This window comes from Novosphingobium mississippiense, from assembly GCF_044029535.1.
Lineage (GTDB): Bacteria > Pseudomonadota > Alphaproteobacteria > Sphingomonadales > Sphingomonadaceae > Novosphingobium.
Genome location: NZ_CP147001.1, coordinates 1,340,574 through 1,356,294 on the forward strand (window position 1 = coordinate 1,340,574; position 15,721 = coordinate 1,356,294).

The window sequence follows — 15,721 nt, forward strand, 5'->3', positions numbered from 1 at the left end:
GTTAGTGGCGGGCGGCCTCGGACTTGTCGCGCGCGGCCTTGAATTCCGAGCCCGACTTCCACTGCGGCCACTTGGCCGAGTTGGCGAGTTCTTCACCGATGGTGCGGATCAGTTCCACATCCTGCACGGCGCCTTCCATCTTCCAGTCGGGCGACCAGGCGTCGCAGGCCTGATGGTAGCACTGGCCGGTATAGGCATCGATCCACGCCTGTCCCGCCTTGATGCCGCCCTGCTTGAGATCGGAGGCGCCGGCGATGCCCATCATCAGCATGACCGGCACGCCGCGCTTGGCGAAGGAGAAGTGATCGGCGCGGTAGAACAGTCCGCGCTCGGGCAGGCTTTCCGGGGTGACGCGGCGGCCCTGCGTGGCGGCGACGCGGGCCATGTCGTCCTCCAGCGTATCCTGCCCCTTGCCGATCAGCGTCACATCGTTTGCGGCGCCGGCGGTCTGCAGCACGTCGATGGTGAGGTTGGCGACGGTCTTCTCCATCGGAAACACCGGGTTGGCGGCATAGAATTCCGAGCCCAGCAGTCCGCGCTCCTCGGCCGACCAAGCGGCGAACACCACCGTGCGCTGCGGCGCGGCTTCCGCCTTCATGACGCGGGCGATGTCGAGAATGCCGGCAATGCCGATGCCGTCGTCATTGGCGCCCGCGCGGTAGATGCGACCCTGCGCATCGGGAGCGCCCTTGCCATAGGCGTCCCAGTGGGCGCCGAACATCACCACTTCGTTCTTGCGTGTCGTACCGGGAATCTGCGCCAGCACGTTGTGGCTCATGACCTCTTCGTGGTTCACTGGCACGTCGGCATCGAAAGTCACGCCCTTGAGGTCCACGGGCTTGAAGTCCGGGCGGCGTGCCGCGGCCGAAAGCTTGGCAAGGTCCAGCCCCGCCGAAGCGAACAGCCGCGTCGCCGCATCGGCGGAAAGCCAGCCCTGCAGGGCAAGGCTGGTGAGGTGGTCCGGCTGGCGCACGATGTCGTAATTCTCGCCGCCTGGGCTGGTGACCACGTTCCAGCCATAGCCGGCACCGGCCGTGTCATGAACGATCAGCGCACCGATCGCCCCCTGACGTGCTGCTTCCTCGAACTTGTAGGTCCAGCGGCCGTAGTAGGTCATCGTCCGGTCGCCGAACTTGCCGGCGGCGGGCTCGCCCTTCTTTGCGTAGAAGTCCGGGTCGTTGATGAGGAAGACGACGACCTTGCCTTTCAGGTCCGTGCCCTTGAAATCGTCCCAACCGCGTTCGGGCGCCTTTACGCCATAGCCGACGAAGACCACTGGAGCGCCAGCGATACGCGCACTGTCGTCAGGGCGGATGGTGGAGATGTAGATGTCCTTGGCGACCGAGACGGGCATGGTGCCCTTGGGGCCTTTGAACGCCAGAGCCCTGGGTGCACCCAGCGTGGTGTGCAGCAGCGGCACTTTCTGCACCCACTGTCCGTCAGGTCCGGCCGGCTGAAGGCCGATGTCCTGAAAACGTGCGATCAGATAGCCGATCGTGCGTTCCTCACCCACGGTGCCTGGTGCGCGGCCTTCGAACGTGTCGGATGCCAGCGTCTTCACATCGGCGACCATCCGGTCGGGATCGATCGCTTCCTTCGCGATGGCAGGGTGGGACACGGAGGCGAGCAGCGCCGCGACGGCCATGGCGGGGGGCGCCAGAAGGGGGGATATTTTCATGGCCCCCGCTTTTAGGCGCGGAGGCAGGGTAGGCAAGGGCGCTTAACGCAACTCCAACACCATGAACTGGTTGTGCGGGCTCGATTCGTAATCCGCGAAGGGCGGGCAGGATAGGAACCCGCTCTTGCGGTAGAGGTCGATGGCCGGCTGGTGAAGCGGGGAGGTGCCGGTCTCCAGATAAAGCCGCTCCAACCCTCGGTCGCGCGCCTCGGCAACGACGTGATCGATCAGCGCGCGGCCGACGCCGGTGCCCCGCGCTTCCGGAGCGGCGCGCATCGACTTCACCTCGCCATCGCCGTTACCCAGCAGTTTGAGCGCAGCAAAACCCACCAGCTTTTCGCCGCGCCATGCGGTCCAGAAGGTCACTGCGGGTTCGGCCAGGCCGCTCGCATCGAGTGCGAAGGCGTGTTCGCCCATCACCGCAGCCAGTTCGGCAAGGTGATGGGCAAGCAACTCGGCGACGTAAGGTGCGGTCGGGTCGTCGACCCGTAAATCCACCGCGATCACTTCGGCTGATAGGTCTGTTCTGGGCCCGGGAAGGCACGCGCGCGGACTTCTTCGGCATACTTGGCGGCAGCTTCCGATACCAGCGTGGCCATGTCGGCATAGCGCTTCACGAAACGCGGCACCCGGTCGAACATGCCGAGCATGTCCTCGGCGACCAGCACCTGCCCGTCGCACTGTGCGGAGGCGCCGATGCCGATCACCGGGATTTCAAGGCTCTGGGTCAGCGAGATGGCGATCGGTTCCACCACGCCCTCCACCACGACGGAGAATGCGCCGGCCCCAGCCACGGCCTTGCCGTCGGAGATGATCTTGGCATGCTCTTCCTGGCTGCGGCCGCGCGCGCCATAGCCGCCCAGTGCATTTACGGCCTGCGGAGTGAGGCCGATATGCGCCATCACCGGAATGCCGCGGCTGGTCAGGAAGGCAATCGTTTCCGCCATGGCGACGCCGCCCTCAAGCTTCACCGCCGCGCAGCCCGTCTCCGCCATGACCCTAGCGGCCGACGCGAAAGCCTGTTGCGGGCTTTCTTCGTAAGAGCCGAACGGCATGTCGACGACCACGAGCGAATGATAGCTGCCGCGCACGACAGCGGCGCCATGGGCGATCATCATGTCGAGAGTGACGGGCAGGGTTGAGGGTAGGCCGTAGATGACCTGTGCCAGCGAATCTCCCACCAGCAGGATGTCGCAGTGTTCGTCGAGGATCTGCGCCTGGCGGGCGGTGTAGGCGGTCAGCATGACCAGCGGGTCGGCCGTGAGGCCGCCGGCCTTGCGGCGCTGGATGGCCGGGACCGTCAGGCGCTTCATCGGTGCCGGGGTGGGGTTGGCGCGGCTGGTCGCGGTGTCGAGCTGGAAGGTCGTGGACATGACCGGTCTTCTAGCGGGCCGCAACCGGCGGGAAAACCCCGGAACGGCGATCCTTGCAGAGTGGTCCCTTCGTATGGACCAGATGCAGTAAATATGGGGAACCAACCGCCTTAACGCTTGCGATACCGCGGCAGCACGCTAGCGTCGCCGCCATACAAGAACTCGGGGGTCCAATAATGTTCGGACGCGTAAAACCGCTGGACGCCATTCTGGCGACCGCGGAAAAGAAATCTCTTCACAGGACGTTGGGGCCTGTCCAGCTGACGCTGCTTGGCGTCGGCGCCATCATCGGTACCGGAATTTTCGTTCTCACCGCCGCTGCGGCCCAGAAGGCTGGCCCGGGCATGATGTGGAGCTTCGTGATCGCCGGCGCCATCTGCGCGGTGGCGGCGCTTTGTTACTCTGAACTGGCGTCCATGGTGCCGGTGTCGGGCTCTGCCTATACCTACAGCTATGCCGTCGTCGGCGAACTGCTGGCCTGGATGGTTGGCTGGGCGCTGATCCTGGAATATGCGGTTGCCGCGTCGGCCGTTTCGGTCGGCTGGTCGGGCTACTTCATGGGCCTCTTGAAAAGTCTGACGGGGTTCGAATTACCCGCCTTACTTTCCTCCGGTCCCGCATGGTCGCTTTCGGGCGTCGATTTCAGCCATGGCATCATCAACGTCCCCGCCATCTTCGTGGCATTGGCGGTGACGGCGCTTCTGGTGATCGGCACCAAGGAAAGCGCCACTTTCAACGCCGTCCTGGTCGCGATCAAGGTCAGCGCGCTGACGATGTTCATCATCTTCACGCTGCCCATGATGAAGGGGGAGCACTTTGCGCCCTTCGCGCCCAACGGTTGGTTCGGCCCGGCAGGCAGCAGCGGCCTTGGCATCGTGGGGGCGGCGGCGTCGATCTTCTTCGCCTACGTGGGATTCGACGCGGTTTCGACCGCGGCTGAAGAAACCAAGAACCCGCAGCGCAACGTGCCGATCGGCCTGATCGGCAGCCTTGCCCTTTGCACCGTGTTCTACCTGCTGGTCGCTGCCGGTGCCATCGGCGCGGTCGGCGCGCAGCCGACTGCGCTGGGCGTGCAGCCCGGTTCGGCCGAGTTCGCGGCGCAGTGTGCCGCCCTCGCCAAGCAGGGGCAGGTGCCGCTGGTCTGCTCGAACGAGGCGCTGGCCCACGTTCTGCGCTCCATCAACTACACCGTTGCCGGTGACCTGATCGGTCTTGCGGCCAATCTTGCTCTGCCGTCGGTCATCCTGATGATGCTCTACGGCCAGACCCGCATCTTCTTCGTGATGGCGCGTGACGGCCTGCTTCCCGAGAAGCTGGCGACCGTTCACCCGAAGTGGAAGACGCCGCACATCGTGACGATCATCACCGGCGTGTTCGTGGCCATTGCCGCCGCGCTGCTGCCGGTTGGCCAGTTGGCCGACATCTCGAACTCGGGCACGCTGTTCGCGTTCCTGATGGTGTCGATCGCGGTGCTTATCCTGCGCGTGCGCGATCCGAAGCGTCACCGTCCGTTCCGCACGCCGCTGGTGTGGGTGGTTGCGCCTATCGCGATTCTGGGCTGCGTGATCCTGTTCTTCAACCTGCCGTTCGAAGCGATGATGGTGCTCCCCGTCTGGGGTGGCATCGGCCTGATCGTCTACTTCGCCTACGGCTACCGCAAGAGCCACATCGGCCGTGGTTTCGTGGAAGTTCACGAAGCGGATGTCGATGCGCCGCCGCAGCCGGTTCCACCGGTGTAAGGCAATCTACCATTGATAAACGGGAAAAGGGGGCTTTACGGCCCCCTTTTTCTTGATGCGTTGACATCGTCGGCTCGGGGTTGCCCACTTTTACGAACTGACTACCCCGGAATTATCCACAATATTGCCCACAGACCGAACCCCTTCTCGGTAGGATCAAATTAACCAGTTGGTGGCACTCTCACGTCAGGCACAGATAAAGAACTCAGGCATTGTCATGGCAATCATCAAGGCCCTGATCCCGGCATTCCTGCTCACCTGGGTGGTTTCGCTGGTCATTGGCTCCCAAGGCTCCAGCGGTGGCATGCTGGCAATCACCCATACCTTCTACCAAGGGCATGAACTCTACTGGTCCTGGCCGTTGTTCCTGGGCGCTACCGGGCTTGCCTGGGCGATCTTCTCGCTGCTTGAGTAGCTTTGGCGGAGCGAAGCGTCCGGGCCGGCGTTGAGAATGCATGTCCTTTCCTGTCGACCGCATTGCATTATCGCTCCTGCTGCTCGCCTGCGTTATTCTGGCGGGGCTGAACTGGTTGCAGGATCATCCGGAAGACAACCCTTGGGCACCGCTGACGCTGGATGAGCAGCCTGGCTGGGCTACTGGCCGCAAGCTGGCGGCCTTGCGCGCGGACCTTGTCGCCTGCCGGGCTTTTCTGGACCGAAGCGGACTGCCGAACCGGCCATTGCCGCCCGAGGGAGCCGGCGCATGTCGCCGCGAAGATCGCGGACCTCTCTTGCTCCCTGATGCAACATTGAAGCCGCAGCGTGCAGAGGCGACCTGCGCGGTGGATGCGGGCATGGCGTTCTGGTTGCGGCACGTCGTTCAGCCGCAGGCCGAAGCGATGTTCAGCAGTCCCGTGATACGGATCGAGCACCTTGGCACCGTGAATTGCCGCCGCATTGGCAACGGGGCAAAAGGTGCGTGGAGCGAACATGCCACGGGCAATGCGATCGACGTTTCCGCATTCGTGCTTGCAAACGGCCGCCGCGTCGAGGTCAAGCGCGACTGGAAGGGCGGTGTGGACGATGCCGCGTTCCTGCATGCGGTGCGGGATGGGGCCTGTGGCAGCTTCTCCACGGTGCTCTCACCCGATTACAACGCTGCGCACGCCGATCACCTGCACCTTGACCAGGCGAGGCGGACAGGTGGTTGGAAGGCTTGTCATTAGCGTTGGAGCAGCACGCACGGAAGCTGTGATGGCTATCCTGCGTCAGGTGCTTGGGCGATTATTGATGTGTCGGGGGAGCAAGCTAAGTGCTTGAAAAGACTGGTGACCCCTACGGGAATCGAACCCGTGTTTCAGCCGTGAGAGGGCCGCGTCCTAACCGCTAGACGAAGGGGCCATTATGGCCAGTCGCGACCGTCTGAAGACCGTCGGTAATGGTGACCCCTACGGGAATCGAACCCGTGTTTCAGCCGTGAAAGGGCCGCGTCCTAACCGCTAGACGAAGGGGCCATCAAAGGCATTTTACCTGCACTCAGCGCACCGAAATGGTGACCCCTACGGGAATCGAACCCGTGTTTCAGCCGTGAAAGGGCCGCGTCCTAACCGCTAGACGAAGGGGCCATTCCGAGCTGCGCCGGAGGCAGGACCGGCCCTCTAGCGGGGGTCCTACGGGGGGTCAACCCCCTCAGATCAGAAAAATGAATTCTTCGTGGCGGTTGTTGAAATCAGTCCAGGAAAGCCGCGTCGTCGACATGCAATTCCGCCTGCGGGCGACTGCCCCAATCGTCGATTTTCGCGCGTCCTGCCAGCCAGAGCCGGCGCCCTTGAGAGGCGTGGAGCAATGCCTGGCCCATGTCGGATTCGGCGGCGCGGAAAGCCATGGCCTTGAAACGGCCTCCATCGTTGCCGCTGACGATCAGGCGCACGTGATCGGCGCCCACGGTATCGGCCTTGATCACCCGTACCGGCCCCACAGCCACGCGGGGGCCGGGCCACCCCATTCCATAGGGGCCAGCGCTTTCCAGGGTTTCCACCAGTTCAGGCGTAAGGCCGCCGGGGGCAAGCGCGAGGTCGAGCAGCATGGATTGATGCGCGCTGGCCAGCGCAACGTCGTTGGCAAGCCGCGAATCGAGCCAATCCCCCAGCGCGTCCAGCTTGTCCGGCGCGATGGTCAGCCCGGCCGCCATCGCGTGCCCGCCACCGGCGACCAGCAATCCTGCCTCACGCGCGGCGATGATGGCGGCGCCAAGATCGACACCGGAGATCGAGCGACCTGAACCCTTGCCCTGTCCGGCCTCATCGGCGTCGAGGGCGATGACCAGGGTCGGCTTTCCGGTCTTTTCCTTGATGCGACCCGCCACGATACCGATAACGCCGGGGTGCCAGCCGGTACCGGCGGCGACGATAACGGCGCGGTTGTGTTGTGCGGCCAGCTGCGCTTCGGCGGCTTCCTGTACCGCCTGTTCGATGGCGCGGCGCTCGTCGTTCAGGCGCGACAACTGTGCGGCGATGTCGCGGGCCTCGTCAGCGTCGGTGGTGGTCAGCAGGCGCACGCCCAGCGTTGATTCGCCCACGCGACCGCCCGCATTGATCCGTGGGCCCAAGGCGAAGCCGAGGTCGGAGCAGGTGGGCGCGCGGTTGAGGCGACTGGCGTCGATCAGGGCCGACATGCCGACATTGTCGCGCCGGGCCATGATCTTGAGGCCCTGCGCCACCAGCGCGCGATTGAGGCCATGCAAGGCGGCAACGTCGGCCACGGTGCCGAGGGCGACAAGGTCCAGCAAGGCGAAAAGATCGGGTTCGCGGCGGTCTGCGAAGAAGCCCCGGCGGCGAAGCACGCGCACGGTGGCAACGGCCAGCAGGAACGCCACGCCCACGGCGGCAAGGTGGCCGTGGCTGGCGGCCAGTTCGCTTTCGTCCAGTCGGTTGGGGTTCACCAGCGCCATTGCGCGGGGAAGCACCGCTGCGCACTTGTGGTGGTCCACCACCACGACGTCGACGCCGGCGTTGCTTGCCATTTCCAGCGCTTCGTAGGCCATGGCGCCGCAGTCGACAGTGACGATCAGGCTGGACCCTTCGCCGGCGATTCGCACCAGGGCCTCGCCGCTGGGGCCATAACCCTCCAACAGGCGATCGGGGATGTAATAGCGCGCCTCATGCCCCAGTTCGCGCAGAAGAAGGATGAGCAAGGCGGCGCTGGTGGCGCCGTCCACGTCATAGTCCCCGTAGACCGTGACAGTCTCGTTCGTCTGCACGGCTTGCGCCAGACGTTCCGCCGCCGCGTCCATGTCGCGGAATTCCGAAGGGTCCGGCAGGAAACTGCGCAGAGAGGGATTGCGATGGCGCTCCAGATCCTCGCGCGGGACGCCGCGCGAAAGCAGCAACTGGGTGACGATATCGTCGGTAAGCCCGCCCCCGAAGCCGGCGCCGGGCTCGGAAAGGTCCATGTTGCCGCCGCGCCAGCGCCAGGATTTGCCGGAGAGAGAGCGGTCGATGCCCAAAACGGATGTGGATCGTGAAGCCATCCTGGCCGGTTATACCAGCGGGAAGCCGACGGGAAGACAGGGTTATGATCTGGGCATGGTTCTGGCCGGAATGATGACTAGGGAACGGCCGGCGCGGAGAGTATAGTCAGGAAAAAGGGCCGAGGAGAGGGCTGCCATGACCACAAGCGCAGAACATGCGATGCGTCTGCCTGCCGGGCGGGAGGGCTGAGCGATGCTGGCGATCATCTGGCACAGCCGCACCGGCGCTGCGCGCGCAATGGCCATCGCCATCGCGGAAGGGGCAGGGCAGTCGTCCTACCTGCTACCCGCCGCGGAAGCCATGCCCGCGATCCTGCTGGGCGCGAGCGGGTATATCTTCGTCTGTCCCGAAAACCTGGGCACGATGTCCGGAATGATGAAGGAAATGTTCGATCGCAACTATTACCCGCTGCTCGGCAGGCTCGAAGGGCGCCCCTATGCCACTGCGATTGCCGCCGGCTCGGACGGCGCCGGCGCGCAGGCGCAGGTAGACCGGATCGTCACCGGATGGCGGCTGAAGCGCGTTGCAGAGCCTTTGATCGTGCATCTGAATGCGCAAACGCCGAAGGAGATTCTTGCCGAAAAAACCGTCTCGCACGGTGATCTCGATGCGTGCTGCGAGCTGGGCATGGCCTTTGCGGAAGGTCTGGCGTTGGGGATCTTCTGACGAGCGTTGCGGGTTAATCCCTGTTCATCGATGTAAATCGAACTCGACGGCGTGTGAACATTGATGCCAAGTGGCCGTGTGGAAACGGATAATCCGGAAAGCATCGGTCTTCGCAACGCTGGCGCACTGTCGCGTCCTGCGGCGATGGGTGTCTCGCTGCTGTTTGCGCCCCCGTCGCGGCCATCGGTTCCAGATATCGAAGCCCTCCTGTCGGTGGGAGAGCACAGTGCCCCTACGGCACGGATCAGCTACAGGCCGCCCGATGAGGAGGGGTGGCTGGAATTGTTGGCAAGTGGGCTGACGTTCAATATCTCCGGCCTCTCGCCTGCCATCGGCGCGGCGCCAATGGCGGTGCAGCACGTCTATGGCTTTGCGCATCAGCCCGAGCTGGATGGTCTTGAGGCGATAGGCCTGGTGCCCAGCGACCATATTGCAGGCGGAGGAACGATGCCCCCCGTCGTTCGCACGCTGGTGGGCCTTGCCACGGCCTTGAGTTTGCAGCTGCCGGTTACGGCGATTGCATGGCATTCGGCCGGAACGGTGATGGAACCGGGTTATTTCACGCGGATTGTCACGAGCTGGCTCAGCGGCGGTGCTTTCCCTGCGCTGGGCTTGGCGGCCCTGGTGTCAGCGGCAGACGGCAGCATCACCAGCCACGGGCTGGAGGTATTCTGCGGTCAGGAATTCCAGCTTGAGGCGGGGCAGAACGGGGCGAGCGCCGATAGCGTGAAGCTGGCGCTGCGGGTGGCCGATCACCTCGTTCGTCGCGGACCGGTAAAGTCGCCCACTTCGATCGAGGGTACGGCGTTGCTTGCGGAACCTTCGCAAGTCGGCAAGCTGGTATGGATCTGGCGCCAGGATTGACGGACACGAAAGTGCTGGCGGCCGGGGCAGGGCAAGGCAAGTCATGCCCCCCATCCCCGGCCGTAGCGGATCAGACTATGCCGGCACGTGCACGCAAATTGGCTTTTGCCGACTGATACTGTGCTTCCAGAGCGGCAACGCGATCCGAAACGGACTCGATCCGCTCGACCGCGCCGACGCCCTGTCCGGCGCCCCAGATGTCCTTCCACGCCTTTGCCGCGGTGTTGCCGCCGGATCCGAAATCCATCGTGTTCTTGTCGCCTTCGGGAAGATTGGCGGGATCGAGTCCGGCAGCGACGATCGAGGAGCGCAGGTAGTTTCCGCTAACCCCGGTGAAGAGGCTGGAATAGACGATGTCGGACGCATGGCTGTCGACGATGGCCTGCTTGTAGCCTTCCGTTGCGTTGGCTTCCGTCGTGGCAATCCACGGGCTGCCGACATAGGCGAAATCGGCACCCATGGCCTGTGCGGAAAGGATCGAGCGGCCGCAAGCTATGGCGCCGGAGAGTGCCAGCGGACCTTCGAACCAGGCGCGGATTTCCTGCATCAGCGCGAAGGGGGATTGGGTTCCCGCGTGGCCGCCGGCTCCCGCCGCAACCGCGATCAGGCCGTCCGCGCCCTTTTCCACCGCCTTGCGGGCGAAGCGATCGTCGATCACGTCATGCATGACCAATCCGCCCCAGCCGTGCACTGCCGCGTTGACTTCGGGGATCGCGCCCAGCGAGGTGATCACCAGCGGAACCTTGTGCTTTTCCAGAACCTTCAGGTCTTCCTCAAGCCGGTTGTTGCTCTTGTGGACGATCAGATTGACTGCGAGCGGTGCCGTGCAACCATCTGTTTCTTCGGCAATTCTGTGCAGCCACTCGTCAAGCTGGCTGGCGGGCCGGGCGTTGAGCGCCGGAAAGCTTCCGACGATTCCCGCGCGAAGCTGCGCGATCACCAGTTCGGGGCTGGAAACGATGAACATCGGGGCGGCAATCACGGGGAGGCGCAGGTTGGCGAAAAGCGCAGGCAGGGTCATGTCCGGTCCGTTTAAGTGATCGATTAAACTGCGGCATAATCGGCTGCCGTCATCCTGTCGAGAGCGGCGCAGCGCCACGGCGTTACCGCAGGCGTTCGGGGCGTTGATGCGTGACCTTGCTCTGTGACGGTGTAATAGACAGCACTGTCGACCACTAATGGGCCAATCAACGGCCGGGACTAGGAGAGGATTTCACCATGGCCGAAGCGGCAACCGCCACGCTCGACTGCTCCGACATCGACCAGTATCTCGGAAAGGTCATCGATTCCTCGCCCATCCGCGAGCCGTTGGGCAACAACGATATTCGCCGCTGGGTGCAGGCGATGCACTATGCGAACCTGCTTCACTTCGATCCCGCCTATGCGGCTGCCAGCCGCTTTGGCCGCCTGGTCGCGCCGCAGAGTTTCCCGATCGTCATGGACGATGGCCACGGCACCGCACCGTCCTGTGTCGGGTGCATTCCCAATTCGCACCTGCTCTTCGGCGGCGACGAGTTCTGGCACTATGGCCCGCGCGTCTTTGGGGGCGACACCGTCACGAACGAGCGCATTCCGTTCGACTATGTGGTGAAGAACACCGGTTTCGGGCCGACCTGCTTTCAGCGCGGCGATAACTTCTATCGCAACCAGCACGGCGATCTGATTGCCAAGCAGCGCTCCACTGCCATCCGCTACCTTGCCCACGCGGGCGGCGACACGGTCAATACTGCCGAGTTTGACGAGCCGGCGTGGACGGACGAGGAACTGGAAAAGCTGGAGGAGCGCAAGTTCGCGTGGATCCAGATGATCCACGACCTTGGTCACAAGGAACGCTGGTGGGACGACGTGAACGTGGGCGATCAGCTGCCCGAACGCGTCTTCGGCCCGCACACCGTGGCCAGCTTCACCACCGAGTGGCGTGCCTATCTGTTCACGACCTGGGGCACGCTGGACCGCCGCGAGCTTGACCTTGCCGCGCTTGGATTCACGCCGGAAATGGCCGGTCACGAGAACGATCCCCACATGGAACGGATCAACCCCGAACTGACTGACGGCGCCTATTTCGGCCCTTCGCGTGGTCATCTGTTCCCCAAGTACGCGCGCAAGATCGGCATGCCCCGCGCGTATGGTTATGGCGCTTCGATGGGGGCCTGGGTGACGGACTATCTGGCCGGATGGGCCGGCGAATGGGGCATGGTGGTTCATTCCACGGCGAACTATCGCGGCCCGGCGCTTTCGGGGGACGTCACGATCCAGACGGCCGAAGTGGTGGACAAGATGGTGGATGAGGACGGCCGCCATCTCGTTCAGGTCAAACACAAGATGGTCAACCAGAAAGGCACGCTGATGTGTGCCGGCCTGGCCGAGATTTCGCTGCCGAAAAAGCCGGGCTAAGCCGTCAGGCGGCCCCTGCGGCGATCGGCAAATCGGGTGCGGCTCTGGGATCGGGGCCGTACCCATTGGTGCCTTTGGTGCCGGGCGCCAGCAGCAAAATCAGGTAGACGAAGCCGAATGCCGGGAACAGCACCCAGTCCAGATAACGGGTGACCGCTTCGATGTTCCCGCGGGCTCCCCATCCGGCGGTGCGGGTCACCATTTCCAGTACGAGGTTCTGGATCGCTACGAGCAGCATCGGCAAGCTCCACCACCCGCGATAGCCGATGTCGTGCATCCGCCGCGCAAAGAGTGCGAAGCCCGGCAGAATGGCCAGAATCGTGATCGTGAATCGTACCCATTCCAGTCTGTCGCTGGAACCCGTCAGCGCACCGATCATGTTGGTTACGATGTTGACCGAAACGACCAGCACAAACCATGCGATCAGCTCTCTACGCGCGGCCCGCCCGGACAGGGTGAACGTTCGCCTTACCGACTGGGCAGCGAGTTTTAGCCAAATTCCAAGCGCATTTTTCATGAAGCTGAGTGAATCCCGTGGGTGCTGGCGTCGAGTCCAATGCGCTCTGCGTTTTCCGACATGCGCATCGGAAACAGCACCGAGGCCATGAGTGCGGCGATGGCGCTTACCACGGCAGACCACAGACTCACCACGCCCAGGCCCACGGCTTGGGCAAAGACCTGGGAAACCATCGTATAGCCATGGGCATATCCCGTGCCGCCGAGTTCCGGGCTTTGAAACACTCCGATCAGCAGCGCTCCGGCTGCACCGGACAATCCGGCCGAGGCGAAGACGCCCAGCGCATCGTCGATTCGCAAGCGACGGAGCAATGCCAACCCTTGCAGCGCGATCAGCGATCCAAGCACGCCAAGAACCAGCGCGGCGCCGGGCGATACGTAGCCGGCGCCGGACGCTATCGCGGCCAGCCCGGCAAGAATGAAGGTGCTCGGAGTGGCGGTGGTCTCCCCGTGATTGCCGATAAGGCGACGGGCACCCAGACCGGTCAGCAAGGCGGCGGCCATCGCGACATGGGCGTTGATCGCGGCGGCAGCGGCCGAATCGCTGGCGGCGAGCGCCCAGCCTCCGCAAAGGCCAAGCCCGCCGATCCAGAGCAGTGCGCCACCCACCAGTGCCGCGGGCGAACGGTTCCGGCTTTCCGGTGTGACCAGCCGTCGTCCCATCATCAAGGCCACCACCAGCGAGGAGACCCCTGCAGCGACGAAAACCGCCAGTCCACCCGACCAGTCGAGCGTGCCGACCGAACTCGCCAGCCATCCGCCACCCCACATCCAGTGCGCAATCGGGGCGCCGACCATGAGCGACCACAATCCGCAGAACAGCAGCACCCATCCGAAGCGCGCGCGTTCTGCCCAGGCGCCGGTCATCAGGACGGGGGCAAGGGTGGCGACAGCCAGTTGGAACAGCACGAAGGCGCTTTCCGGGATTGCGGTGCCGGGGCGCAGCACGCCAAGTTGGATCAGCATCCAGGCATTACCGGCGCCGATCCAGCCGCCGCTGACATCGCCAAACGCCAACGTGTATCCGACGATCGTCCACGTCAGCGTCACTACCGCTGCGATCGCGAGAGCCTGGAACCGCACGGACAGGGCGTTCCCCGCGCGCAGTCGGGCCGAATAGACGATCGCGATGCCGGGCAGGGCAGCCAGCAACACGAGTGCGGCGGCTGCCAAAAGCCATGCGGTGTCGCCGCTGTCCGCCACGTGGGCCGGTTCCGTCGCCTGAGCCATGCACGGCGCCACGTCCAGCAGGCCTGCAACAGGCAGCGCTACGGCAAGCGTAGTCCGCTTGATCATGATATTCCCCCCGGCACCGCCAGAGCGGCGGCTCAATCTGGGAAATGACTTAGTGCAGGAACTCGGCGCGCGACAAGCGCAAGGCCGTGACGGTCACGGTAATTCGGGCAGCACCTGGTCGGGAGGGCGATGGCCGTCCACCCAGAAGCGGATGTTGGCGATGACGCGTTCGCCCGCTGCGCCGCGACCTTCGAACGTCGCACTGCCGAGATGGGGAAGCGCGACGAGGCGCGGCAGGGCCAGCAGGCGCGGATTGACCGTGGGTTCGTTCGCAAAGACGTCCAGCCCGGCTGCCCCGATGCGGCCTTCGGAAAGTGCCGCGATCAGGGCCTCTTCATCCACCAGCTGTCCGCGACCGGTGTTGATGAGGCAAGCCGTTGGCTTCATCCGTGCCAACCGATTGGCGTCGATCAGCGGCACGCCGTTGGGAAGGGCGGGGCAGTGGAGCGTGATGATGTCGCTTTCTGCCAAGAGGCGGTCCAGATCGGATTCGAAACGGGCGCCAAACATCGTTTCCAATGCGGAAGGCAGGCGGCGTCGGTTGTGGTAGGTCACCTCCAGTCCGAAAGCGCGGGCGCGGTGTGCCACGGCCTGGCCGATGCGCCCCATGCCGACAATGCCGAGTCGTTTGCCGGAAAGCGCATGGCCCAGCATTGCCGAAGGCCCCCATCCGTCCCACTCCCCGGCATGGAGCACGGCCTGGTTCTCGCCGAAACGGCGCATCGTGAAGAGAATTAACGCCAAGGTGAGGTCGGCGGTGTCGTCCGTGAAGACGCCGGGCGTGTTGGTGACGACGATGCCGCGCGCGCGGGCCGCCTCCACGTCGATATGTTCGGTGCCGGCGCCGAAGTTGGCGATCATGCCGAAATGTTCGCCGGCCTGGGCGATCAGGTCCGAGTCGATGCGATCGGTGACGGTGGGGACCAGAACGTCGCATTCACGCATGGCCTCTGCCAATGCATCGCGCGACATCGGGGTGTCGGTGAGGTTCAGGGCCGCATCGAACAATTCGGCCATGCGCGCCTCTACCGCCGGAAGCAGGCGCCGCGTGACGACGACGCGAGGGCGTCCGTCGGTGCGGTGTGCCAGATCGGTCTCGGTAACCAGGGTCATGTCGGCAACGGGCTAGGCCTTCCACAGGCGGTGGGTCAAGCGGCCTTGAAGCCATGCGGCTCGGCAAGGTATGAACGTGCCATGTTTCGAGGAAATTCCTTCCGGCTGCGTGCGGCCGCATATGCTGCCATCGCCGGCGGGTTCGCCTGCGCCGTTGCGGCACCAGCCATGGCCGCTGACGACGGCAAGGTGCCTTATTGGGCCTCGATCGATGCCGATATCGCCAACCTGCGGGTCGGCCCCGGAGAATCTTACAAGATCGACTGGGTGTACCGCCGCCCGCATCTGCCGGTGAAAGTGATCCGGCGCGAAGGTCCGTGGCGTCTGGTCGAGGATCCGGACGGCGCGCAGGGCTGGATGCGCGATTTGCTGTTGTCGCGCACCCGTTCCGCGATGGTCCGTTCGAAAGGCGTGATCGATATGCGTGCGGAGCCGAAGTCCTCATCTGCCATGCTGTGGCGCGTCGAACCCGGAGTCGTGGGGCTGCTGGGTGAATGCAAGGACGGTTGGTGCACGTTCGATGCCGCCGGTCACAAGGGCTTCGTAGACCAGAACGACCTATGGGGCGCTGGTTCGCTCTAAGGATTATACGCCATTTTATTGAGATAAAAG

General features: G+C 64.2%; 15 protein-coding genes and 3 tRNA genes. 7 read left to right on the forward strand and 11 right to left on the reverse strand.

From position 1 onward, the window contains the following. Window position 1: 1 nt before the first annotated feature. The 3 genes from WBP06_RS06270 to panB are packed head-to-tail and all read right to left on the reverse strand — an operon-like array spanning window position 2 to window position 3,051. Window positions 2-1,678 (reverse strand): M20/M25/M40 family metallo-hydrolase, encoded by a 1,677-nt coding sequence (locus WBP06_RS06270; protein ID WP_395332921.1) that lies wholly within the window; start codon window positions 1,676-1,678, stop codon window positions 2-4. A gap of 42 nt (window positions 1,679-1,720) precedes the next feature. After that, window positions 1,721-2,176, reverse strand: coding sequence for a GNAT family N-acetyltransferase (locus tag WBP06_RS06275; protein ID WP_395332923.1), 456 nt, complete (start codon window positions 2,174-2,176; stop codon window positions 1,721-1,723). Window positions 2,177-2,181: 5 nt separating this feature from the next. Further along, window positions 2,182-3,051: a 3-methyl-2-oxobutanoate hydroxymethyltransferase gene (gene panB, locus WBP06_RS06280; protein WP_395332925.1), complete on the reverse strand. Its 870-nt coding sequence runs from the start codon at window positions 3,049-3,051 to the stop codon at window positions 2,182-2,184. Window positions 3,052-3,227: 176 nt separating this feature from the next. Between panB and WBP06_RS06285 the strand changes: the two genes are divergently transcribed. The 3 genes from WBP06_RS06285 (at window position 3,228) to WBP06_RS06295 (ending at window position 5,956) form a co-directional block, all read left to right on the forward strand. Beyond that, window positions 3,228-4,790 carry an amino acid permease gene (locus WBP06_RS06285; RefSeq protein WP_395332927.1) on the forward strand — a complete coding sequence of 521 codons (1,563 nt, stop codon included), beginning with the start codon at window positions 3,228-3,230 and terminating at the stop codon, window positions 4,788-4,790. 217 nt (window positions 4,791-5,007) lie between these two features. Next, window positions 5,008-5,205, forward strand: a complete 198-nt coding sequence (locus tag WBP06_RS06290; protein ID WP_395332929.1) for a hypothetical protein — start codon at window positions 5,008-5,010, stop codon at window positions 5,203-5,205. A 40-nt stretch (window positions 5,206-5,245) separates the two neighbouring features. After that, the gene (locus WBP06_RS06295) at window positions 5,246-5,956 is read left to right on the forward strand and encodes an extensin family protein (RefSeq protein WP_395332931.1); all 711 of its coding nucleotides are present in this window, start codon (window positions 5,246-5,248) and stop codon (window positions 5,954-5,956) included. 100 nt (window positions 5,957-6,056) lie between these two features. Here the strand turns inward: WBP06_RS06295 and WBP06_RS06300 are convergent. From WBP06_RS06300 to recJ, 4 genes are all read right to left on the reverse strand, one after another. Continuing rightward, a tRNA-Glu gene (locus WBP06_RS06300) sits at window positions 6,057-6,131 on the reverse strand. Between the two features lie 38 nt (window positions 6,132-6,169). Continuing rightward, a tRNA-Glu gene (locus WBP06_RS06305) sits at window positions 6,170-6,244 on the reverse strand. A 36-nt stretch (window positions 6,245-6,280) separates the two neighbouring features. Beyond that, window positions 6,281-6,355 (reverse strand) — tRNA-Glu (locus WBP06_RS06310). 104 nt (window positions 6,356-6,459) lie between these two features. Next, entirely contained in the window at window positions 6,460-8,259 is a 1,800-nt protein-coding gene (gene recJ / locus WBP06_RS06315; RefSeq protein WP_395332933.1) for a single-stranded-DNA-specific exonuclease RecJ, read from the reverse strand. A 193-nt stretch (window positions 8,260-8,452) separates the two neighbouring features. On the opposite strand from recJ, the gene WBP06_RS06320 reads away from it, so the two are divergent. Further along, window positions 8,453-8,926: an NAD(P)H-dependent oxidoreductase gene (locus tag WBP06_RS06320; protein ID WP_395332935.1), complete on the forward strand. Its 474-nt coding sequence runs from the start codon at window positions 8,453-8,455 to the stop codon at window positions 8,924-8,926. A 63-nt stretch (window positions 8,927-8,989) separates the two neighbouring features. After that, entirely contained in the window at window positions 8,990-9,790 is an 801-nt protein-coding gene (locus tag WBP06_RS06325; RefSeq protein ID WP_395332937.1) for a hypothetical protein, read from the forward strand. A gap of 70 nt (window positions 9,791-9,860) precedes the next feature. Here WBP06_RS06325 and WBP06_RS06330 read toward each other — a convergent pair whose 3' ends face one another. Beyond that, entirely contained in the window at window positions 9,861-10,811 is a 951-nt protein-coding gene (locus WBP06_RS06330) for an NAD(P)H-dependent flavin oxidoreductase (RefSeq protein ID WP_395332939.1), read from the reverse strand. A gap of 197 nt (window positions 10,812-11,008) precedes the next feature. On the opposite strand from WBP06_RS06330, the gene WBP06_RS06335 reads away from it, so the two are divergent. Further along, window positions 11,009-12,184, forward strand: coding sequence for a MaoC family dehydratase N-terminal domain-containing protein (locus tag WBP06_RS06335; protein WP_395332941.1), 1,176 nt, complete (start codon window positions 11,009-11,011; stop codon window positions 12,182-12,184). A 4-nt stretch (window positions 12,185-12,188) separates the two neighbouring features. On the opposite strand, the gene WBP06_RS06340 is transcribed toward WBP06_RS06335, so the two are convergent. The 3 genes from WBP06_RS06340 to WBP06_RS06350 all read right to left on the reverse strand — a co-directional run bounded on the left by WBP06_RS06340 (window position 12,189) and on the right by WBP06_RS06350 (window position 15,109). Further along, complete coding sequence (locus WBP06_RS06340) at window positions 12,189-12,701, reverse strand: DUF805 domain-containing protein (protein ID WP_395332943.1); 513 nt, start codon at window positions 12,699-12,701, stop codon at window positions 12,189-12,191. Further along, window positions 12,698-13,996, reverse strand: coding sequence for an ammonium transporter (locus WBP06_RS06345; protein WP_395332945.1), 1,299 nt, complete (start codon window positions 13,994-13,996; stop codon window positions 12,698-12,700). Before WBP06_RS06345 ends, WBP06_RS06340 begins: the two co-directional genes overlap by 4 nt. Before the next feature lie 93 nt (window positions 13,997-14,089). Next, window positions 14,090-15,109, reverse strand: a complete 1,020-nt coding sequence (locus WBP06_RS06350; protein WP_395332947.1) for a 2-hydroxyacid dehydrogenase — start codon at window positions 15,107-15,109, stop codon at window positions 14,090-14,092. A gap of 168 nt (window positions 15,110-15,277) precedes the next feature. On the opposite strand from WBP06_RS06350, the gene WBP06_RS06355 reads away from it, so the two are divergent. Beyond that, window positions 15,278-15,691, forward strand: coding sequence for an SH3 domain-containing protein (locus WBP06_RS06355; protein ID WP_395332949.1), 414 nt, complete (start codon window positions 15,278-15,280; stop codon window positions 15,689-15,691). Window positions 15,692-15,721 lie beyond the last annotated feature (30 nt).